17 protein-coding genes are annotated in these 18,420 nt (G+C 70.4%); 6 read left to right on the top strand and 11 right to left on the bottom strand.

The window, feature by feature from the left end; genetic code table 11:
• Positions 1-13: 13 nt before the first annotated feature.
• Both AW272_RS46125 and AW272_RS28275 read right to left on the bottom strand, forming a co-directional pair.
• A complete protein-coding gene (locus tag AW272_RS46125) occupies positions 14-598 on the bottom strand; it encodes a Clp protease N-terminal domain-containing protein (protein ID WP_066371436.1) in 585 nt (194 codons plus the stop codon).
• 2 nt (positions 599-600) lie between these two features.
• Positions 601-834 (bottom strand): RNA polymerase subunit sigma-70, encoded by a 234-nt coding sequence (locus AW272_RS28275; protein WP_066371433.1) that lies wholly within the window; start codon positions 832-834, stop codon positions 601-603.
• 170 nt (positions 835-1,004) lie between these two features.
• Between AW272_RS28275 and AW272_RS28270 the strand changes: the two genes are divergently transcribed.
• Positions 1,005-2,618: an ABC transporter ATP-binding protein gene (locus tag AW272_RS28270; RefSeq protein ID WP_245657758.1), complete on the top strand. Its 1,614-nt coding sequence runs from the start codon at positions 1,005-1,007 to the stop codon at positions 2,616-2,618.
• The gene (locus AW272_RS28265; RefSeq protein ID WP_066371423.1) at positions 2,615-4,351 is read left to right on the top strand and encodes an ABC transporter ATP-binding protein; all 1,737 of its coding nucleotides are present in this window, start codon (positions 2,615-2,617) and stop codon (positions 4,349-4,351) included. Before AW272_RS28270 ends, AW272_RS28265 begins: the two co-directional genes overlap by 4 nt.
• On the opposite strand, the gene AW272_RS28260 is transcribed toward AW272_RS28265, so the two are convergent.
• Positions 4,348-6,393 (bottom strand): S9 family peptidase, encoded by a 2,046-nt coding sequence (locus AW272_RS28260; RefSeq protein WP_066371421.1) that lies wholly within the window; start codon positions 6,391-6,393, stop codon positions 4,348-4,350. The genes AW272_RS28265 and AW272_RS28260 overlap by 4 nt on opposite strands.
• A gap of 19 nt (positions 6,394-6,412) precedes the next feature.
• Between AW272_RS28260 and mshB the strand changes: the two genes are divergently transcribed.
• Genes mshB through AW272_RS28240 form a run of 4 tightly spaced genes read left to right on the top strand, consistent with a single transcriptional unit; the run spans position 6,413 to position 8,592 of the window.
• A complete protein-coding gene (gene mshB, locus AW272_RS28255; RefSeq protein ID WP_066371419.1) occupies positions 6,413-7,201 on the top strand; it encodes an N-acetyl-1-D-myo-inositol-2-amino-2-deoxy-alpha-D-glucopyranoside deacetylase in 789 nt (262 codons plus the stop codon).
• 9 nt (positions 7,202-7,210) lie between these two features.
• On the top strand, positions 7,211-7,654 hold the full coding sequence (locus AW272_RS42565) for a DUF6113 family protein (RefSeq protein WP_066371417.1): 444 nt from the start codon (positions 7,211-7,213) through the stop codon (positions 7,652-7,654).
• A gap of 5 nt (positions 7,655-7,659) precedes the next feature.
• Positions 7,660-8,148 carry a flavin reductase family protein gene (locus AW272_RS28245; RefSeq protein WP_066371414.1) on the top strand — a complete coding sequence of 163 codons (489 nt, stop codon included), beginning with the start codon at positions 7,660-7,662 and terminating at the stop codon, positions 8,146-8,148.
• 15 nt (positions 8,149-8,163) lie between these two features.
• Positions 8,164-8,592, top strand: a complete 429-nt coding sequence (locus tag AW272_RS28240; protein WP_066371413.1) for a hypothetical protein — start codon at positions 8,164-8,166, stop codon at positions 8,590-8,592.
• On the opposite strand, the gene AW272_RS28235 is transcribed toward AW272_RS28240, so the two are convergent.
• From AW272_RS28235 to AW272_RS28200, 8 genes are all read right to left on the bottom strand, one after another.
• The gene (locus tag AW272_RS28235; protein ID WP_066371412.1) at positions 8,586-9,356 is read right to left on the bottom strand and encodes a cysteine--tRNA ligase; all 771 of its coding nucleotides are present in this window, start codon (positions 9,354-9,356) and stop codon (positions 8,586-8,588) included. The two genes, AW272_RS28240 and AW272_RS28235, sit on opposite strands and share 7 nt — an antisense overlap.
• Before the next feature lie 10 nt (positions 9,357-9,366).
• On the bottom strand, positions 9,367-10,329 hold the full coding sequence (locus AW272_RS28230; RefSeq protein ID WP_066371410.1) for a GH25 family lysozyme: 963 nt from the start codon (positions 10,327-10,329) through the stop codon (positions 9,367-9,369).
• 45 nt (positions 10,330-10,374) lie between these two features.
• Positions 10,375-12,204 carry a sigma factor-like helix-turn-helix DNA-binding protein gene (locus AW272_RS28225; RefSeq protein WP_066371408.1) on the bottom strand — a complete coding sequence of 610 codons (1,830 nt, stop codon included), beginning with the start codon at positions 12,202-12,204 and terminating at the stop codon, positions 10,375-10,377.
• Between the two features lie 48 nt (positions 12,205-12,252).
• Positions 12,253-14,307: a UvrD-helicase domain-containing protein gene (locus tag AW272_RS28220; RefSeq protein ID WP_066371404.1), complete on the bottom strand. Its 2,055-nt coding sequence runs from the start codon at positions 14,305-14,307 to the stop codon at positions 12,253-12,255.
• Between the two features lie 6 nt (positions 14,308-14,313).
• A complete protein-coding gene (locus tag AW272_RS28215) occupies positions 14,314-16,086 on the bottom strand; it encodes a hypothetical protein (RefSeq protein ID WP_066371402.1) in 1,773 nt (590 codons plus the stop codon).
• Positions 16,087-16,191: 105 nt separating this feature from the next.
• Positions 16,192-16,944, bottom strand: a complete 753-nt coding sequence (locus AW272_RS28210) for a class I SAM-dependent methyltransferase (protein WP_066371936.1) — start codon at positions 16,942-16,944, stop codon at positions 16,192-16,194.
• A gap of 85 nt (positions 16,945-17,029) precedes the next feature.
• Complete coding sequence (locus tag AW272_RS28205; protein WP_245657757.1) at positions 17,030-18,109, bottom strand: ABC transporter substrate-binding protein; 1,080 nt, start codon at positions 18,107-18,109, stop codon at positions 17,030-17,032.
• A 47-nt stretch (positions 18,110-18,156) separates the two neighbouring features.
• Positions 18,157-18,363, bottom strand: a complete 207-nt coding sequence (locus tag AW272_RS28200) for a putative acetyltransferase (protein WP_066371396.1) — start codon at positions 18,361-18,363, stop codon at positions 18,157-18,159.
• Positions 18,364-18,420: the final 57 nt, after the last annotated feature.

The raw sequence follows: 18,420 nt of genomic DNA, 5'->3' as shown, positions 1-18,420 counted from the left end.
GGCATCGTGCATGTCATTTCCGGCCGTTGGCCGGGGTTCCCAGTTCCCGTACGAGATCCTCCCGGACCCGCGACCCCGTGAGACCGGCCTCGGTGATGATCTGCATGGCCAGGCCGCCGCCTTCCCGGATGACGCCGAGCAGGATGTGGCCGTCGCTGATCGACTTGTGCTTGAGCGCGATCGCCTCCCGCAGCGACAGCTCCAGCGTCTTCTTCGCGCGCGGCCCGAACGGGATGTGCCGGCCGCTGCGCAGGTGGCCCTTGTGGTCGCGGACCGGTTCGCGGTCGAGGGCGCCGGGCCCGAAGGCCTCCTCGACCTTCTCCCTGATGGCGTCGAGGTCGATGCCGATGGTGCTGAGGAGCTCGGCGTCGAGCTCGTGCCCGTGCCGCCCGCCGGGCTGGTTGAGGATGTCGCGCAGGCGGGTCTCGGCGCCCCGGTGGTCGAGACCCGGCAGCACCCGGGCGGCCAGGGACTCGGAGTCCTGGAGCATGCCCAGCAACAGGTGTTCGGTGCCGATGCGCGGATGGTTCAGGCGGCGGGCCTCCGCCTGGGCGGCGGCCACGACCCGGCGGGCGTCGTCGGTGAATCGTTCGAACATCGTCAGTCTCCCCGTCTGAGCAGGCCGCGCCCGCCCGCGTACTTCTTGTGGACGGCCTGTCTGGTGACGTCGAGGTGGACCGCGATGTCCTGCCACGACCAGCCTTGGTCCCGGGCGTTCTCCACCTGGAGCGCTTCCAGGCGGTCGACGAGGATCCGCAGCGCCCTCACGGCGCGCAGGCCGATCGAGGGATCACGGCTGCTCGCATCCGAGGCGAGCTGCGCTGTCTCGTTCATGTTGTCAATTAAAGTTGACGCACGCTCAGATGTCAACCTTCGTTGACGTCGGCGCCATAAATGGTTGGACGACTGTTCAGCGGGCCAGCCAGGCTGGGAGGATGCGCGCTCTTCCGGCCGGCGATCCCGGCGAACCAGACACGCGCGGGCCCGGCAGATACCTCTGGTGGATGGCTCGCGAACAGGGCCTGCCCCTCTGGCTGGGCATCATCTATGCCCTCGCCTGGTGGGTGGCCCAGGCACTGATCCCGGCCGCGCTCGGCAGCGGCGTCGACGCCCTGATCGCCAAGGACACCCGCGAGCTCGCGCAGTGGTCGGCCGTGGTCTTCGCGCTCGGCGTGGTGCAGGCCGTCACCGGCGTGCTGCGGCACCGCTGCGCCGTCTACACCTGGCTCAACGCCGCCTACCAGACCGTCCAGCTCACCAGCCGCCAGGCCACCCGCCTCGGCGCGACCCTGCCCAAGCGTCTGTCGACCGGTGAGGTGGTGAGCGTCGGCAACTCCGACATCGCCCACATCGGCAACGCGATGGACATCATCCTGCGCGGCGTCGGGGCGGTCGTCGCCATCGGCGTGGTGACCGTCATCATGCTGTCGGCCTCGCTGCCGCTCGGCCTGCTCGTGCTGATCGGGGTGCCGGTGATGGCGCTGGCCATCACGCCCCTGCTCAAGCCGCTGCACCACCGCCAGCACGCCCAGCGCGACCTCCAGGGCGACCTGGCCACCCGCGCCGGCGACATCGTCTCGGGCCTGCGGGTGCTGCGCGGCATCGGCGGCGAGCAGGTCTTCGCCGACCGCTACCGCGTGGAGTCGCAGCGCACCCGCGCGGCCGGAGTGCGGGTCGCGTCGGTCGAGTCGCTGCTCGAAGGCGCCCAGGTGCTGCTTCCCGGCCTGCTGATCGCGGCGGTGACCTGGCTCGGCGCCCGGTTCGCGCTCGCGGGCGAGCTGTCGCCGGGCGAGCTCGTCTCCTTCTATGGGTACGCCGTCTTTCTGATCGCCCCGCTGCGCACGCTGACCGAGGCGGCCGACAAGCTGACCAAGGGCGCCGTGGCGTCCAAACGGGTCGTCCGCATCCTGTCGCTGGAGCCCGAGATCACCGGCGGCCACACCCAGCTCCGCCACGGCGACCTGCGCGACGAGGAGTCGGGCGTCGTCATCCGCGAGGGCGTGGTCACCGCGCTCGCCGCGGCCACACCCGAAGAGGCGATCTCCATCGCCGACCGCCTGGGCCGCTACTCGGACGGCCGGGTGACGCTCGGCGGCGTACCGGCAGAGGACCTGCCCAAAGCGGCCCTCAGGGCGCACATCCTGGTCGCCGACAACGCCGCCGCGCTGTTCGCCGGGACCCTCCGCGACGAACTCGACGTCAGGGGCCACGGCGACGTCGAGGCGGCCGTCCACGCCGCCTGCGCCGAGGACATCGTCGACGCGCTGCCCGACGGCCTGGACACCCACGTGGCCGAGGCCGGCCGGGAGTTCTCCGGCGGCCAGCAGCAGCGCCTGCGCCTGGCCCGCGCGCTGACCGCCGACCCGGAGATCCTGATCCTGGTCGAGCCGACCAGCGCGGTCGACGCCCACACCGAGGCCCGCATCGCCGAACGCCTCGCCAAGGCCCGCGCCGGCCGGGCCACCCTGGTCGTCACCACGAGCCCGCTCGTGCTCGACCGGGCCGACCACGTCTTCTACGTCGAAGACGGGAAGACAGCCGCCGAGGGCACCCACCGCGAGCTGCTGACCGCCAGCACCGCCTACCGTTCCACCGTCACCCGGGGGGAGGACCGATGAGCCGCCAGATCCTGCCTGTCGCCGACAAGACGCAGGTACGCGCCTACGCCCGGCGCCTGATGGTCAAATATCCGAAGGAACTGTCGATCACGCTGGGCCTCCACGGGCTGGCCGCGCTCTCCGGCCTCGCCGGACCGGCGCTGCTGGGCGGCCTGGTCCAGGACGTCGCCGACGGCGCCAAAGACGTGAACGTCGGCGTGATCGCGCTGGCCATCGCCGGTTTCGTGGCCGCCCAGGCGGTGCTGACCCGGTTCGCGGTCTTCGCGTCGTCCCGGCTGGGTGAGAAGGTGCTCGCCGAGCTGCGCCAGGAGTTCGTCGACCGGGTCCTCGCGCTGCCCCTGTCCACGGTCGAGCGGGCCGGTTCGGGCGACCTGATCACCCGGACCTCCCGTGACGTCGACTCGCTGTCGCGTACGGTCCGCCATGCCGTGCCGGAGATCCTGATCGCGCTGGTCACCGGCGTGTTCATGGTCGGCGCGTTGTTCGTGGTCGGCGGCCCGATCATGGCGCTGCCGTCGCTGGTGGCGGTGCCGCTGATCTGGATCTCCACCCGGTGGTACCTGAACCGGTCGGGGCCCGCCTACCTGCGTGAGGGCGCCGCGTACGCCACCCTCACCGAGGGCCTCGCGCAGACCGTCGAGGGCGCCCGTACGGTCGAGGCTTTGGGCCTGGAAGACCGCCGCCGCGACCGGACCGACGACGACATCCGGGGCTCCTACGCCGCCGAGCGCTACTCGCTGAGCCTGCGGACCGTCTGGTTCCCGGCGGTCGAGATGGGCTACGTCATCCCGGTCGTCGCCACGCTGTTCATCGGCGGCCTGTTCTACACGCGGGACTGGGTGACGATCTCTCAGGTCACGGCAGGAACGCTCTACATCCAGCAGCTCGTCGACCCGCTCGACCGGCTGCTGTCGTGGATCGACGAGCTCCAGGTCGGCAGCGCCTCGATGGCCCGGCTCCTGGGCGTCGCCAACGTGCCCGACGACCGTGTCACCTCCGGGGCGACGCCCGACGGCGACGAGCTGAAGGCCGACGACGTGCGGTACGCGTACAGAGAAGGACACGACGTCCTGCACGGCATCGACCTGGCCGTCCAGCCGGGCGAACGCCTGGCCATGGTCGGACCGTCGGGGGCCGGCAAGTCGACCCTCGGACGGCTGCTCGCCGGCATCCACGGCCCGCGGACCGGCACGGTCACCGTCGGCGGTGCCCCGCTGGTCGAGCTGCCGCTCGCCGAGCTGCGCGGCCAGGTCGCCCTGGTCACCCAGGAGCACCACGTGTTCAAGGGGACGCTGCGCGACAACGTCCTCATCGGCCGTCCCGAGGCCGATGACGACGCCGTGCGCAAGTCACTGGAAGCGGTGGACGCCTGGGAGTGGGCCGAGAAGCTGGGCCTCGACGCCGAGGTGGGCTCCGGCGGCATCACGATCTCCCCGGCGCAGGCGCAGCAGCTCGCGCTGGCCCGGCTGGTGCTGGCCGACCCCCACACGCTGGTGCTCGACGAGGCGACCTCGCTGATCGACCCCCGCCAGGCCCGCCATCTGGAGCGGTCGCTGGCGGCGGTCCTCGACGGGCGCACCGTGATCGCCATCGCGCACCGTCTCTACACGGCCCACGACGCCGACCGGGTGGCCGTCGTCGAGGACGGCCGGATCAGCGAACTCGGCTCCCACGAGGAACTGGTCGAGGCCGGTGGCCCCTACGCCGCCCTGTGGGAGAGCTGGCGCCGTTAGCGCCTGGAATCTGCCTTAAGGGCGTTCTTGAGGAACTCCACCTGGAGCAGCAGGAGGTTCTCGGCGACGACCTCCTGCGGCGTCATGTGGGTGACGCCCGACAGCGGCAGCACGGTGTGCGGCCGACCGGCGGCCAGCAGCGCCGACGACAACCGCAGTGTGTGGGCGGCCACCACGTTGTCGTCGGCCAGGCCGTGGATCAGCATCAGCGGGCGGGTCAGCTTCTCGGCGTCCGCGAGGAGCGAGGAGTGCTCGTAGTGGCCCTCCGCCGGGTGGCCCAGATACCGCTCGGTGTACGCGGTGTCGTAGAGCCGCCAGTCGGTGACCGGCGCGCCCGCGATGGCCGCGTGGAACACGTCGGGCCGCCGCAGCACCGCCAGCGCCGCCAGGTAGCCGCCGAACGACCAGCCCCGGATCGCGACCCTGGTCAGGTCGAGGTCGGGGTGGGGCATCGACTGGAGCACGTCGACCTGGTCGTCGAGGGTGATGGTGAAGTCGCGGTAGACCTCGCGCTCGAAGGCCGGGCCGCGTCCGGGTGTGCCGCGCCCGTCGGCGACGATCACGGCGAAGCCCTGCTCGGCCCACCACTGCGCCTCGAGGAACATCCGGTGCGAGTGGAGCACCCGCTGGGCGTGCGGCCCGCCGTAGGGGTCCATGAGGACCGGCAGCTTCCCCGACCCCTCGACGTGCCACGAGGGCAGCAGCACGGCCGTGGAGAGCTCACGGGAGCCCGCCCGCGACAGTGAGACGCGCAGGTCGAGACCGGGCCGCTCGGCCACGCTCGCGATCGGCGTCGAACTGCCGTCGAGCCTGATGACCCGCGCCGACACGCCCTCGTGGGCGAGCGACTGCGCCACCACGACGGTCACCCCGCCGCGACGACGCCCGGTGAACACGCCCGCGTCGGTCGAGAGGGGGCTGAGGGTTCCCCGCGCGTACGACCAGAGCTGCACCTGCGCCGGGTCGCCGCCGCTGGCCGTGAACAGCACGACGTTCTCGTCGACGTCGACCACGCTGCGGACCTGCAGCGACGGCGGCGTCACCGCGCTCGACCCGACGAACAGGCGCCGCCCGCCCTCGGCGTCGGCCACCCAGACCACGGCGCCGTCGGCGGTGTGCGCCGGGACCCCCTGGGCCGCCTCGACCCACTTCTCGTCGGTGTCCTCGCGGATCAGGGTGGTGCCGCCCGTGGTGGGGTCGACGGAGAGCAGCCGCAGCGACCGCTGGTCGCGGGCCAGCGTCACGATGATCGGCCCGAACGCGTCCCACGACGCGGTGACCAGGTATTCGTGCTCGAACGGCACCTCGGTGCGGATCCCGTCGAGGCCCACGATGTAGAGGTTGACCCGCGCGTTGTTCGTCCCGGCCGCCGGGTAGGAGATCGCCACCGGTTCGCTGCCGGGGTTGGCCGGGTCGGCGATGTGCCAGACCTGCACGGGCGAGTCGTCGACCCGGGCGACCAGCAGCGCCGACGCGTCGGGCGACCACCAGTAGCCGCGCATCCGGTCGAGCTCCTCGGAGGCGATGAACTCGGCCAGCCCCCAGGTCGCGCCGTCCTCCCCGGCCACCTCGAAGTCGGAACCGGTCCCCAGGTCCTGCACCCGCAGCCGCCCGCCGCTGACGTAGGCGACCTTGCCGCCGTCGGGGGACAGGCGCGGGTCGATCACCCCGCCGGGGGTCTTCAGCCAGCGGATCTCGCCGGACTCCCAGACGTACAGGGAACCGGAGAGGTTGAAGACGATCCGGCCGCCCGCGAACGAGTAGGCGACCACGCCACCGGCCGACTCACGCGCGCGCTCACGGCGGGCCCGCTCCTCCGGTGGCAGCTCCTCCTCGGCCGCGCCAAGGATCAGCGGGTCGACGAGCAGCCGCTCCTCGCCTGAGGCGACGTCGAGTTCCCACAGGCAGGTCACGGCGTCGGTACCAGACTTGGTGCGCTGGAAGATCACCTTCTCGCCCGAGGGGGTGAGGGTGAAGCCGCGCGGCACGCCGAGCGTGAACCGGCGGGTCCGGGCATGCAGGCGAGGGAAGCTCTCAGTCATAGCCCCTTATAGTGCCAGCATGCCCGACCGCCGCCTCCTCCTCGTCCACGCCCATCCCGACGACGAGACGATCGGCACCGGCGCCACGATGGCCCGCTACGCCGCCGAGGGCGTCCACGTGACCCTGGTGACGTGCACGCGCGGTGAAGAGGGCGAGATCATCCCCTCCACGCTCTCGCACCTCGGTCCCGATGAGCTGGGGGCGTACCGCGAAAGGGAGCTGGCGGCGGCCTGCCAGGCTCTCGGCGTCGACGACCACCGGTTCCTGGGCTACCGCGACAGCGGAATGATGGGCGGGGCCGCCAACGACGACCCGCGCTGCTTCTGGCGGGCCTCCGTCGACGAGGCCGCCGAGCGGCTGCTGAAGATCATTGATTCCGTACGCCCCCAGGTCATCGTCACCTACGACGACAACGGCCTCTACGGCCATCCCGACCACATCCAGGCCCATCGGGTGGCGTGGCGGGCCTTCTCCCAGGCGACCGGCGTCGTGAAGTTCTACCAGACCGCCCAGCTGCGCTCCGAGATGCTGGAGGCGGCGGCCCGCATGGAGATCTTCCAGCCCGAAGACGTCGACGCCCTGGGCTACGGCCGCGAGACCGTGACCACCTCGATCGACGCGCGCCCCTACCTGAACGTGAAGCTGACCGCCCTGCGCGCCCACGCCACCCAGATCACCGTCGACGCCCCCCGGTTCGCCCTGTCCAACGGCGTCGGCCAGGAGGCCAGGGGAGTGGAACACTTCGTGCGCAAGGCGGGACCCTCCGTAACGGGCCGCGAGGACGATCTGTTCGCCGGCATCGGCTAGCCTCGCCCCATGATGGTGAACGCCGCCCCGGAGACCGCCGAGCCCGATCAGGGTCCGGGCAGCGCCGAGTCGGCCGTCACCGGCGCCGCCTACGGCGTGCTTTTCATGTTGGGCCTGGTCCTGGGCGTCGTCGGCGCGTTCGAACACGAGTGGTACCTGTCCGGCACCCTCCCCATCGGGGGGATCCTGGCGGTCCTGGTCGTCTTCGCCGTCCCCTACGCGATGGGCCGCCTGATGGTCACCCGCCTCGCGGCCGGAGTGGTGGCCGTCGGCTGGGTGATCCCGTCGATGATCCTGGCCGGCCCCCGCCCGGAGGGCGATCTGGCCATCGCGGCGACCCTGGGCGGATACATCTATCTTTACGGCGGTCTGGTGGCCGTAGCCCTCGCCGTCGCGCTCGTCCCCTCTTCTGGAGGGTCCTGGCTGCTCAGGCAGAACGTCCATATACGGTAGCGAGCGTGCTCGCTGACAGGGATCTCTACCGGAAGGTGGCCGGCCGGTTCGCGACCGGAATCGTCATCGTGACGACCGTCGACCCGACCGGCGCCGATCACGCGATGACGGTCAACTCGTTCGCGTCGGTGTCCCTGGACCCACTGCTGGCCCTGTTCTGCGCCGAGAAGATCGCCCGCTTCCACGACACGGTCGTGAGCGCGGGCGTGTGGGGCGTCTCCGTCCTCGGCGACGACGACGAGGAGGTCTCCCGCTACCTCGCCAAACGCGGCCGCCCTCTGGACGGCCAGCTGACCGGCTTCCCCCACCACCGAGGCACCCTGGGCGTCGCCCTGCTCGACCGCGCCATCGCGACCCTGGAGCTGCGGACGGTGGCCGTCCACGACGCGGGCGACCACTCGATCGTCGTCGGCGGCGTCGAGTCCGTCGCGGCCCCCAGAGACGCCACGCCACTCATCTACCACCGGGGTCACTACGCGTTTCTGGCCCAGTGAGCGCATGATGAGCTGATGCGGCCCTACTTCCGCTTCCGGCGCGTCATCAACTGGATCAACCTGTCGACCCCGCTGGGCCTCCTGATCGCCCGCGTGGGCGGCGCCACCACCCGCCGTGGCGAACTCGGCCTGATCTACGCCCACGGCTACCGCTACAACTTCCCCATCGCCCGAGCCTTCACGGTCGGCAACGTCGTGGTGACCAAATACCCCGACGGCTTCCTGCAGGGCCCCCTCCTCCTGCACGAGTCACGCCACGCCAGCCAGTACGCCGCCCTCATCGGCCTCCCGATGCTGCCGATCTACGTGCTGTCGGTGCTGATCTCGGTCCTGGTCTGCGGAAACGTGGGAACCTACAACCTCTTCGAACGCATGGCCAACCTCGACGACGGCGGCTACCCGAGAATCCCCCCACGATGGCGCCGCCGCCGCGCCCGCTACTGAGGCTTGCCGATGTCGATGGCCAGGTCGAGGGCCAGGATCTGGTCGATGTGCATGACGGTCTCGAACTTCGAGCCCGGCAGCGGCTCGGGATCCTTTTCCAGGTCGCGGAGGAGTTTCAGGGCGCGGGGGGTGTCGAGGTCGGCTTCGAACGCGCCGGTCATCGCGTCGGCGTAGGACTTGGCGATGGGGAGGCTCGGGGACTCGGCCCATTTGGCCACCGCGCGGCGCCAGCGTTTGATGGTCCGGTCGGCCTCGTGAAGTGCGTCCCAGGTCAGGTTCATCTGGTCGCGGTAGCGGTGCTCCATGAACGCGAGCCGTACCGACAACGGATCGAGGCCCTTGGAGACCACGTCGCCGAGCAGCACGACGTTCTCGGCCATCTCGCGGCCGTCGAAGAGGAGATGGCCGCCATGGGCCCAGTGGGTCGAGGAGACCTCTGCCGGGTGCTCCGGCGAGCACTGCTCGATCATCAGATCGATCGCCCTGGCCGGGATGGGCTCGGGATCGACGGGCCGCATGTTGAGGGCCAGCATGTCGGAACGCGGTGACTCCGCGCCGTAGTTGGGGCTCTGGTGGGCCGCCACCCGGACGCTCGACCGCCCCAGCACCCGCTGGATCAGATCGGAGAGCAGATAGGAGCGCAGATCGCCGATGTGGGCGGAGCGGTGGACGATCGGGCCGCAGGTGTAGAGGCGCAGTGAGCGCGAACCGGGAGGAAGAAGCGGCTCCACGAGCCGGTGACGAGTGTCATAGAGCCGCAGCATGCCTCTGAGGTTACTTGAGCGTCACCTTTATCGACCCGACGAGGAAGTTGATGCCGACCGGCTTCGACCCCTTCGGCTTCGTGGAGAACTTCAGCGTGGCGCTCTTGCCGGGGGCCAGGCTGTTGATCGCGCACTTGACCGTGGTGGCGGTCCGCTTGCAGGCCTTCGGCGCGTAGGTGAAGCGGTTGTTGCCGAAGGTCTTGCCCGAGATGTTGATCGTCGTGGCCGGCTTGGCGCCGGTGTTGGAGATCTTGAGGACGTACTGCGACCGGCTCTTGGCGCCGCCCGAGATCAGCAGCCGGACCGGCGGGTCGGCCAGCGCGTGAAGCTGCGACAGCGAGCCGTTGAACGCGTCGGAACCGCCCGCGTGGTCGGCCTTCTCGGCCTTCTGCCAGAACGTCCACTTCTTCCACGCCGCCGGCAGTTCGCCCGGGTCGCTGCCCCAGCGGGCGATCCAGAGCGGGTTCCTGGCGAACTTCTTCGTGTCGCCGGTGCAGGTCTTCCACCAGGAGGTGGTCGTGTAGATGATCGCGTCGCGCTTGGTCCACGCCTTGTAGCGGGTCAGCCAGTCGCCGATCCAGGTGACCATCTCGTCCTGGTCGAGGCCGTAGCAGCTGTTCAGGCCGTTGCGGTTGTTGTACGGGTTGTCCTCGACGTCGAGCACCCCGGGCAGCGTGCGGCCGTCTTTGATCCAGTTGCCGCCGTTGCGGACGAAGAAGTCGGCCTGCTCCTTGCCGGACGACTCGTGCGGCTGCGCGAAGTGGTAGGCGCCCCGGTACATCCCCTCGGTCAGTGCGCCGGAGAACTGGGTGCCGAATCGAGGGCTCTTGTAGTTCGGCCCCTCGGTGGCGTGCACGAAGACGAACTCCGCGCCCTTGCCCTTCACGTCAGGCCAGTCGACGTCGCCGGTCCAGTTGCTGACGTCGGCCCCCAGTACGGTCGTGGCGGCGACCAGTAACAAAGCGGCGTACATTCATGATCCTTCCCCGTGTGGAGAACGATCGTCCCACAACCTTCTTTACAGATAGAGAAGAATGTCGCGATCCCCGCGTTCTCTCAGCTTTCCGAGTACATCGTCCTTATTGGCGCCGTCGGGCATGCCGATGCGGGCGCCGATCAGCCGGATCCCCTCGGCCTCTGAGGCGACCGGCGCGGTGTATCCGATCAGGTGGAGGGCCTTGTTCAGCGGCGGCAGCCCGGCCGCGCCCTGCGGCAGGAACCGGGTCAGCAGCTCGCCGCCGTCGGAGACGGTCAGGAAGACGTGGTCGCCCTCGCCGGCGTTGTATTCGGCCAGTATCGGGCGGATCGAGCCCATCGTCGGCTGGTTGTGCCACGAGATCACCACCTCCCCCTGCGGGGTCGACGCGGTGAGCTGGCCGCCGGGCGCCATGCCGAGGTGGGCCGCGAACCCGGTCGGCAGCGGGGAACCCGAGCCGCGCAGGTGTTCGGCGTTCACGTCGACCCGGTGCCACCAGCGGCCGTCGCGGCTGCGGAAGCAGCGGCGGGTGTTCGACACGTCGCGGCGCGGCTGGTAGTCGGCCGGTTCGGCGCCCGCGACGCGGATCCAACCGCGCTGGGTGCGCTCGAAGCCCGGGCCGCCGGCGTAGGCGCGCACCGAGCTCTCGCTCACCTCGTAGCGGGAGGTGAGCGAGGCCACGATCGTGTTGACCGACGCCTCGCCACCGGCCTTCACGATCTCGCGGGCGATCATCTCCCGGATGCCGAGATACTCTTCCCCGCCCCAGCGGGCCAGGCCGTATTTGTTCCGGTCGAGCCGCAGGAACCGCTCGTCGGCGGTGAGCTGGTTGCGGATGCCGACCAGGCTGTAGTCCTCGCCGATGCGAGTCTGGATCTCCTCGGGGGTGAGCGGTGTGCCCGCCACCGCCAGCACGGCCTCGGCCTTGTCGTTCACGCTTCTCGGCCACGGCACGACATGGCCTTCGAGCAGCCGCAACTGCGGCACCGCGCCGAGCCAGCGCTCCCCGACGTCTTCGCGGACCCCCAGTTGCGCGACCATGCCGACCGCCTCGGCCAGTGGCACGGGCCCGTCGGTGAACAGCTGCCGCGTCTTCTCCCGCAGCTCGTCGGCGCCTCCCGCCACCAGCCATCCGTCGACCTGGTCGTAGCCGGTCAGTAACGTGCGGACGAAGCGCCAGGCCGGAATGCCCAGGGTGCCCAGCTCGGTGCGGTGCCAGGGCACCGCCGCGGCCAGGTCGTCGGCCGGGACGGCCGACCCCAGCCGGGTGCGCAGCCAGGTCAGATGGGCGGTGAGCGGGGTCGCCTCCTGCCCGCGCAGCCAGTTGTCGACGTGGTCGCGCAGGTCGCGCTCGATCTGCCGGATGCGCTCGCGGGTGACCGAGAACCGCTGCGCCAGTTCGTCGAGGGTGGCGCGGTGCTCGGCGTAGAGCCGGTCGCGGGCGATCGCGCGCTGGCGGTCGTCGAGCCGCTGGAACAGCTCGTCGATGATCTCGGGCAGCGGCCTTTCCGGAACCGCGGGCGGCACGCTGGCCAGCGGGTTGAGCGGCTCGGTGTCCATGAGCCGGTCGAGCACCCCGGCGAACAGCAGCCGGACGCTGTCACGGCTGCCCGGGGTGCGCTGGCTCTCGGCCGGCGCGGTGAACCGCAGCAGCGGCATGATGTCGCCGAGGATCAGATGCCCCCAGCAGGCGGACGTGAGATCGGCCAGTTTGGCCGCGATCTGGGCCGGCCCGACCGTGGCGCAGGCGCGGTCGATCGGGAGCGCCTGCCACCACGAGTTCGGGAGGCCGGGATCGCTGGCGATCGGCTCCACCTGGCTGGGCGCGGTCCAGCGCAGGGGGGGCACGATGTCGCTCAGGCTCAAATTCATGCAGGTCCAACCGGCAAGGGGAAGTTATCCGCAGTTCAGATTAGGGGATCAGGCAGGAAGGAAGGGACTCGCCCGACCTGAGTAGGACACGTAGAGCAACTCGTTCGCCCGCGTGCACGCGACATACAGCAACCCCCGTTCTCGCTGCAGGTCATGCGCTCTCGCCGTCGGATCCTCCGTGGCGGGAGTGAGCGCGTCGGGCGCCGGGATGATCCCCTCTGCGACACCTATCACGGCCACCCGCCGGAACTCCAGTCCCTTCATACCGTGCAGCATCGTGACTTTCACTTCAATGCCCGCGTCACGCAGGGCCGCCCGTGCCATCCGCACGATCTCGACCGTGCGGGCCGAGACCGCGATCTCCTCGGGGGCCACGCCGTCGGCCAGCCAGTCGCTCACGTGGGCCACCAGACCGCCGATCTCGGCGTCCTGGGAGACGTACTCGCGCACGAGCGGGCGCGGGCCGTGGACGGTGGAGCGGTAGCCGTACATCTCGGCCGCGCCCTCGACCAGGCCGTCGACGGGACCGCCGCCGCGCAGCCGTACACCGAAGGACAGGATCTCGTGCGGCAGCCGGTAGGAGATCTTGAGGTGGAACCGGCGGACCGGGATGCCCATGCCCGCCAGGGCCGCGCGGGTGTCGAACATGCGCTGGTGCGGGTCGCCCACGATGAACATGTCGTTCGGTCCGGGCGGCACCGCCGCCCGCAGCAGGCGCCACTGCGCCGGGTGCAGGTCCTGCGCCTCGTCGATCACCACGTGTTTGTACGGCTCCCGCCTGGGCGCGTCGCTCTCGAGCACGTCGGTCGTGCGTCCCAGTAACTCGGCGCCTTCGGAGGCCAGCTGGAGGAGGGTCCGCCGGCCCTGTTCCCGCAGACGTCCCTCGACGTGTTCCACCGCCCGCCACACGTTGGTGCGGATGTCACGGGACAGCTGCGCGCCCCGGCCGGGGCGTTCGGCCGTCAGGTATTCGTCGAGCGTGCGCAGGTTCTGGGAGAGGATCACCTGTTCCCACTCCCGCAGCAGGAACGCCGCGCCGAAGCGGCTGCCCGCCGCCTCCTCCCACAGCTTGGTCACGTCGCCGACCAGCGTGGGGGCCTTGCCCTCCGCGGCCGAGACGATGCGGTGGGCCAGCCGGTCGACGTTGGTGACCTCGACGCGCTTGCGCACGACCTCGTCGTCGATGATCAGGTCGAGCTTGGCCGACAGCTCGTTGGCGAGCACCTGGGAGAAGGTCGCCAGCAGGATCGGCCCGGTGTTCTCCTTGGCCAGGTAGGCCGCCCGGTGCAGCGAGATCACCGTCTTGCCGGTGCCCGCGCCGCCGGTGACCAGCACGGGGCGGTCGTAGGCGGGCCAGTTGGCGTAGGTGTGCTGCGGCGGGTAGAGGAACGTGCACCAGTGGGGCTTGGTCAGCACCCGGTCGAGCTCGACCCGGTCGCCGGCGAAGGCGGCCTTGCCGGGGGAGCGCAGCAGCGCCCCCTCCAGGTCGTCGACATCGACGTTCTCGACGGAGGTCACCCGGCAGCCGTCGAGCTCGCGCCACGCGTCGGTCAGCGATCCGCCCCGGGCCAGCGCCGCCAGAGGGGCGTACTGGCTCTCCGGCAGCAGCGGTTCCACGGCGGCCAGGTGGGCGTCGGTGGCCATCATCCGGACCATCGGCAGCAGGAGTTCCTGGTCGATGCCGATGTCGATGAGGTCGGTCTCGCAGATGTGGCCGTAGAGGCGCTTCTCCGACCCCGCCGACGACCGGCGGAGGGCGGGCTCGACCCGGGCCAGCGACTCGGCGTCCCAGACCTCGATCACGCCGATCGCGGAGTTCACGGTGAAGCGGTGCCGTTGCGCGTAGGTGTAGGCCTCGGCGTCGGGCAGGATCGTGACCAGCCAGTAGACGTCACGCTGGCGGACGGCCACCGCGCGGTGCCGGTCGGCCAGGCGTAACGTCGTCACGCGGGGGTCGCGCGCGTTGCGCACGCGCTCGGGCACCGGCCCGGCGGGCGAGTTGTGCAGGAACCGTCTGACGGACACCACGGCGTCCCGGCGCACCGGCCGGGCCAGGGTGGCGAGTTCCTGCGTGAAGTCCAGGGAGACGGCGAGGCGGGGCATGGGGGCCTATCCCAGCAGGGACAGCAGGTCTCTGTCCCCACGTTCTCGGAGGCGGGCCCGCAGCTCGTCGGGCGTGGTCGGCCCGGTCAGGCCGATGCGGGTCGCGATCACGCGATCGGCCTGGTCGGAGGTTCCGCCGGGGGCCGTGTAACCGACCAGGCGCAGCGCCCGCGCGATCGTGTCGCCGGCGGTGGCGGCGGGGAGATGGCGGACCCTGAGCATGCCCTCGTCGGAGAGGGTGAGAAAGATGTGGCTGCCCTCCTTGGCCGCGACCTCGCTGAGGATGCGGCCGAGCGAGTCGATGGCGGGAGACTCCCGCCAGGTCATCGTGACGTCTCCGGCGGCGCTGCGCACCGACCTTTCACCACCCGGCGACAACCCCAGATACAGGGCGAAGCCTTCGGGCAGCGCGACCTCGGTCCCGGCCAGATGGCCCGGGTCGACGTCGATCCGCAGCCACCAGCGCCCGTCGGGCTGACGGAAGCAGCGCTGCGTCTGGGACACGTCGGCGGGCCGGGGAGGCGGCGTGAAAGGGGTGGGCGGCGGCGGTGGCCCGCCGTTCGGACTCTGTATCCGCAGCTGCGGTACGTTCTCCAGCCACTCCTTGGCGACCTCGGGATGTATGCCGAGCGTGGAGACGAGTTCGAGGGCCCGCGAGACGGTGGGCGGCCGGTCGGCGTTCACGATCAGACCCCGGGTGCGATCGTGCAGCTCGGCCAGATCGCCCTGGACGATCCAGTCGCCGGAGATCTGGTAGCCGGGCAGCGTGGCCAGCACGAACTGCCAGGCCAGCACGTCGAGGGAGGGCAGCTCCCTGGTATGCCACTCGGCGGCGTTGACCAGCCGTGCCTTCGGCGCGGCGACGCCCAGGAGTTCGGTCAGGTTGAGCAGGTAGGCGCGGTAGCGGGCGGCCGGTGGCGAGGCGAGCCAGTCCCTGAGACGGGCGCGCAGCGCGTTCTCGGACACCTCGATCAGGCTCGCGGGGACTCCGAGCAGCTTGGAGAGGGACTCTAACGAGGTGGGGGAGTCGGTGAAGACCCGGTTCTGCGCGACCATCCAGCTCTGGTCGTCGAGGGCGGCGAAGACCCGGTCGATCACCTCGGCGAGATCCTCGTCGTCCTCGCTGGTGTTGCGCGGCTGAGGGACGACGGGGGCCTGTACGGCGGATGGGGTGGCGGACGGCTCCTCGGGTGCGGCGTCCTCCAGCCATGGCGCCTCGGCCTCTTCGACGGGGGCCTTGGCCTCGAAGGGGGCCCGCGAGGGCACTTTGCCGTTGACCTGCTTGGGCGGGAAGGGGGTTTTCAGCGCGGCCTTGGTCTCGTAGGGCTCCTCGACGGGAGCCTCCGGCTCGGGCTTGAACGGCGCCTTCGGCGGCGTCTCGCCCCCGGCGAGCTTGGTCAGCACGGCCGAATAGAGCGCCGTGATCAACGGCCGGGCGCGCACGAACGGCTGCTCGGTCAGCTCCCGCCCGGTCAGCGCCAGCAGTCCCGCCCACGATCCGGCCCGGTCGAGCGCGATCCCCACCTGAGGGTCGTCCGCGTCTTCGGCGTCGAGCACATGGAGGGCGGGCAGCACGTCGCCCACGGCCGCCGCGGGCCACTGGTCAAGCGTCAGATCAGTCAGCAATTCCGCCAGTTCGTCGACCCCGAGCGCACTCAGCACCCGGCTCATCGGCAGGGACCGCCACCAGGCGTCGGGCAGTCCGTCCCGACCGCTCAGGATGGCGGCAGCGTCACTCCAGCGCAGTGGTGGCACGAGGTCACTCAGGCAGAAGTTCATCGCTATCCCCATCACTTCCGTAAGACCAGACCATAGTCTGGCAAATCCCCTGCCGTGGCGGGAGTTTCATCCGTGACGAACAGCCACAAACGATGGTGTCACCCTTCAGCGGCGCACGGCGGCGAAACGGAGTCTCACGTAGTCGGCCATCCAGCCGGAATCGTGGCGCAGGGCGGGGGCCGCGAGTTCGTTCACCCTCCTGAGCAGCGACTCGACCCGCGCGGGGGACAGGCCGTCGAGCAGCGACCCGGCGAACATGCGCACCCAGTCGGCCGCGCCGTTGGGGCATTCGTCGAGCGGGGTCGGCCGGTCGAAGTGCTCCAGGATGCGGAGGGTGAAACCGGCGCGTTCCAAGCGGACGGCGTACTCGGCCGGGCTGGGGAAATACCAGGGCAGTTCGGGCTCGCGAAGGCCGTGTTCGCGCCAGGCGGTCAGCATGGCGGAGGTCAGGGCGGCGCAGTTGCCTGCCCCGCCGAGCTCGGCCACGAACCGGCCGCCCGGCCGCAGCGCGTTGCGGACGTTGTCGATCACCGCGTCGGGGTCGCGGTGCATCCAGTGGAGGGCCGCGTTGGAGAACACCGCGTCGAACGGCTGGGACACGCTGAAGTCGTGGCCGTCGCCCACGGCGAAGTCGAGCCGGGGAAACTGGGCGATGGCCGCCTCGATCATCGCGTGGGACCCGTCGATCCCCAGGACGTAGGCCCCGCGGATGGCGATCTCACCGCTCAGCACGCCGGTGCCGCAGCCGAGGTCGAGCACGCGCTCACCCGGCTGCGGGTCGAGCAGCTCCACGAGTGGAGCGCCCTGCGCCGAGACATAGCCGAATGAGCTGTCGTAGGCGCGAGCGTTCCACCTCATGAGCGTCGGTGTGTCGTATCGCAAGATGGGCTCACTTCCACGGTTGTCCGGCATTACTGTACGCCAGCCGTGGAATCAGTGTTTTTCAGCTCATTTGCTGAGACCAGTGTTGCTTGAGATACATCTTCGCGGCGTCCTGCTGCGGGATGCTCAGGAACACCGGCGTCCCGTTGAGCTTCGGCAGTTTCCCGGCCGCCTCGTTGTCGAGCGTGCTGCGCATCTGCATGGCCTCCATCCGCGAGGGCCGCGCGTAACCCCTCATCAGGATGTTCTGGCCCTCGTCGGAGAACAGGAACTCGGTCCACAGCCGGGCCGCCGCCGGATGGGGCGCGCTCGCGCTGATCGCCTGCACGTAGGGCGAGGCCAGCACCGAGCCCGCCGGGATGGTCACCTGCCAGTTGGCCGCGTTGGCGGCCGACCTGGCGGCGTTCAGGTAGTCCCAGTCGAGCACCGCCGTGGCCTGCTCGGGCGCGGCCGCCACCGCCCCGGCCTTCTTCAGGGCCGCGAAGGTCTTGACGCCCCGCTTGGCGTCGAACTTGTCGCCCTGCATCGAGGCCGCCATCACGCCGTTGAAGGCGCTGGCGTTCTTCAGCGGGTCACCCGCCAGCGCGACCGTGGTGCCGGCCGTGCGGCCCGTCGGCTTGAGCAGATCCGTGTACGACACCGGCGCCTTCATCTTGCGCGGGTCGTAGCCGATCGACATGTAGCCGCCGTATCCGGCGTACCAGGCCCCGTTGAGGGCCTTGACCTCGTCGGGGATGTCGGTCCAGCCGGTCACCTGGTAGGGCGCGAACGTGGCGGCGTTGGCGAGGGCCACGTCAACGCTGAGGTCGAAGACGTCGGGCTTCTGGGCCGTGGCGACGGCGTCGATCTGCTGCTGGCTGTTGGCCGCAGGGTTGAGCGACTCGATCTTGATGCCGTACTTGTCGGCGAAGACGTCCATCAGCTCGCCGTGGTTGACCCATTCGCGGGGCAGTCCGACGACGGTGAGGTTGCCTTCCTTCTGGGCGGCCTCGACCAGCCGGTCCATGTTGCCGAAGCCCGCCTGGAGGCTGGCGCCCTTCACGTTGACCGGCGGGAGGGCCTTGGTCTCGCCGCCCTGGGACGAACAGGCCGCCAGGGCCAGGAGGGCCGCCAGCGCGGGAGTGGTCACGAGTCTGGTCACGAATCGAATGCTTGGCGTCATGTCCCGCCACGTCGAGGCGGCACGCCTCAGCCGGGGACGACCTTTGCCGCGGCCATGACCTTTTCGGGGAACTCGACGACGGAGCCGTCCCTCTTGCGTACCGAGAGGATGCCGTTCTCCCACGCCTCAAGCACCCCGACGACGTCGCGGAACCCCTCGGGGAGCGCCCTGCGGACCGAGACCCGGCTCCCGACATCGGCCGGCGTGATGGTCACCTTGAGCTGGAAGGCCATGACATTGGCCCCTCCCTGTTCCGGCTACCTGACAGTCACCGCAATACTAGGACGGAG

Origin of the sequence: Herbidospora mongoliensis, assembly GCF_001570545.1 — a bacterium.
Taxonomy (GTDB): Bacteria; Actinomycetota; Actinomycetes; order Streptosporangiales; family Streptosporangiaceae; genus Herbidospora; species Herbidospora mongoliensis.
Note: the sequence above shows the minus strand (reverse complement) of the source record. Positions and strands in the feature narration are given on the sequence as shown.

Excerpts from the sequence above, each read along its gene's own strand:
- AW272_RS46125 (WP_066371436.1), bottom strand. The coding sequence starts at position 598 with ATGTTCGAACGATTCACCGACGACGCCCGCCGGGTCGTGGCCGCCGCC.
- AW272_RS28275 (WP_066371433.1), bottom strand. The coding sequence starts at position 834 with ATGAACGAGACAGCGCAGCTCGCCTCGGATGCGAGCAGCCGTGATCCC.
- AW272_RS28270 (WP_245657758.1), top strand. The coding sequence starts at position 1,005 with ATGGCTCGCGAACAGGGCCTGCCCCTCTGGCTGGGCATCATCTATGCC.
- AW272_RS28265 (WP_066371423.1), top strand. The coding sequence starts at position 2,615 with ATGAGCCGCCAGATCCTGCCTGTCGCCGACAAGACGCAGGTACGCGCC.
- AW272_RS28260 (WP_066371421.1), bottom strand. The coding sequence starts at position 6,393 with ATGACTGAGAGCTTCCCTCGCCTGCATGCCCGGACCCGCCGGTTCACG.
- mshB (WP_066371419.1), top strand. The coding sequence starts at position 6,413 with ATGCCCGACCGCCGCCTCCTCCTCGTCCACGCCCATCCCGACGACGAG.
- AW272_RS42565 (WP_066371417.1), top strand. The coding sequence starts at position 7,211 with ATGATGGTGAACGCCGCCCCGGAGACCGCCGAGCCCGATCAGGGTCCG.
- AW272_RS28240 (WP_066371413.1), top strand. The coding sequence starts at position 8,164 with ATGCGGCCCTACTTCCGCTTCCGGCGCGTCATCAACTGGATCAACCTG.
- AW272_RS28235 (WP_066371412.1), bottom strand. The coding sequence starts at position 9,356 with ATGCTGCGGCTCTATGACACTCGTCACCGGCTCGTGGAGCCGCTTCTT.
- AW272_RS28230 (WP_066371410.1), bottom strand. The coding sequence starts at position 10,329 with ATGTACGCCGCTTTGTTACTGGTCGCCGCCACGACCGTACTGGGGGCC.
- AW272_RS28225 (WP_066371408.1), bottom strand. The coding sequence starts at position 12,204 with ATGAATTTGAGCCTGAGCGACATCGTGCCCCCCCTGCGCTGGACCGCG.
- AW272_RS28220 (WP_066371404.1), bottom strand. The coding sequence starts at position 14,307 with ATGCCCCGCCTCGCCGTCTCCCTGGACTTCACGCAGGAACTCGCCACC.
- AW272_RS28215 (WP_066371402.1), bottom strand. The coding sequence starts at position 16,086 with ATGAACTTCTGCCTGAGTGACCTCGTGCCACCACTGCGCTGGAGTGAC.
- AW272_RS28210 (WP_066371936.1), bottom strand. The coding sequence starts at position 16,944 with ATGAGGTGGAACGCTCGCGCCTACGACAGCTCATTCGGCTATGTCTCG.
- AW272_RS28200 (WP_066371396.1), bottom strand. The coding sequence starts at position 18,363 with ATGGCCTTCCAGCTCAAGGTGACCATCACGCCGGCCGATGTCGGGAGC.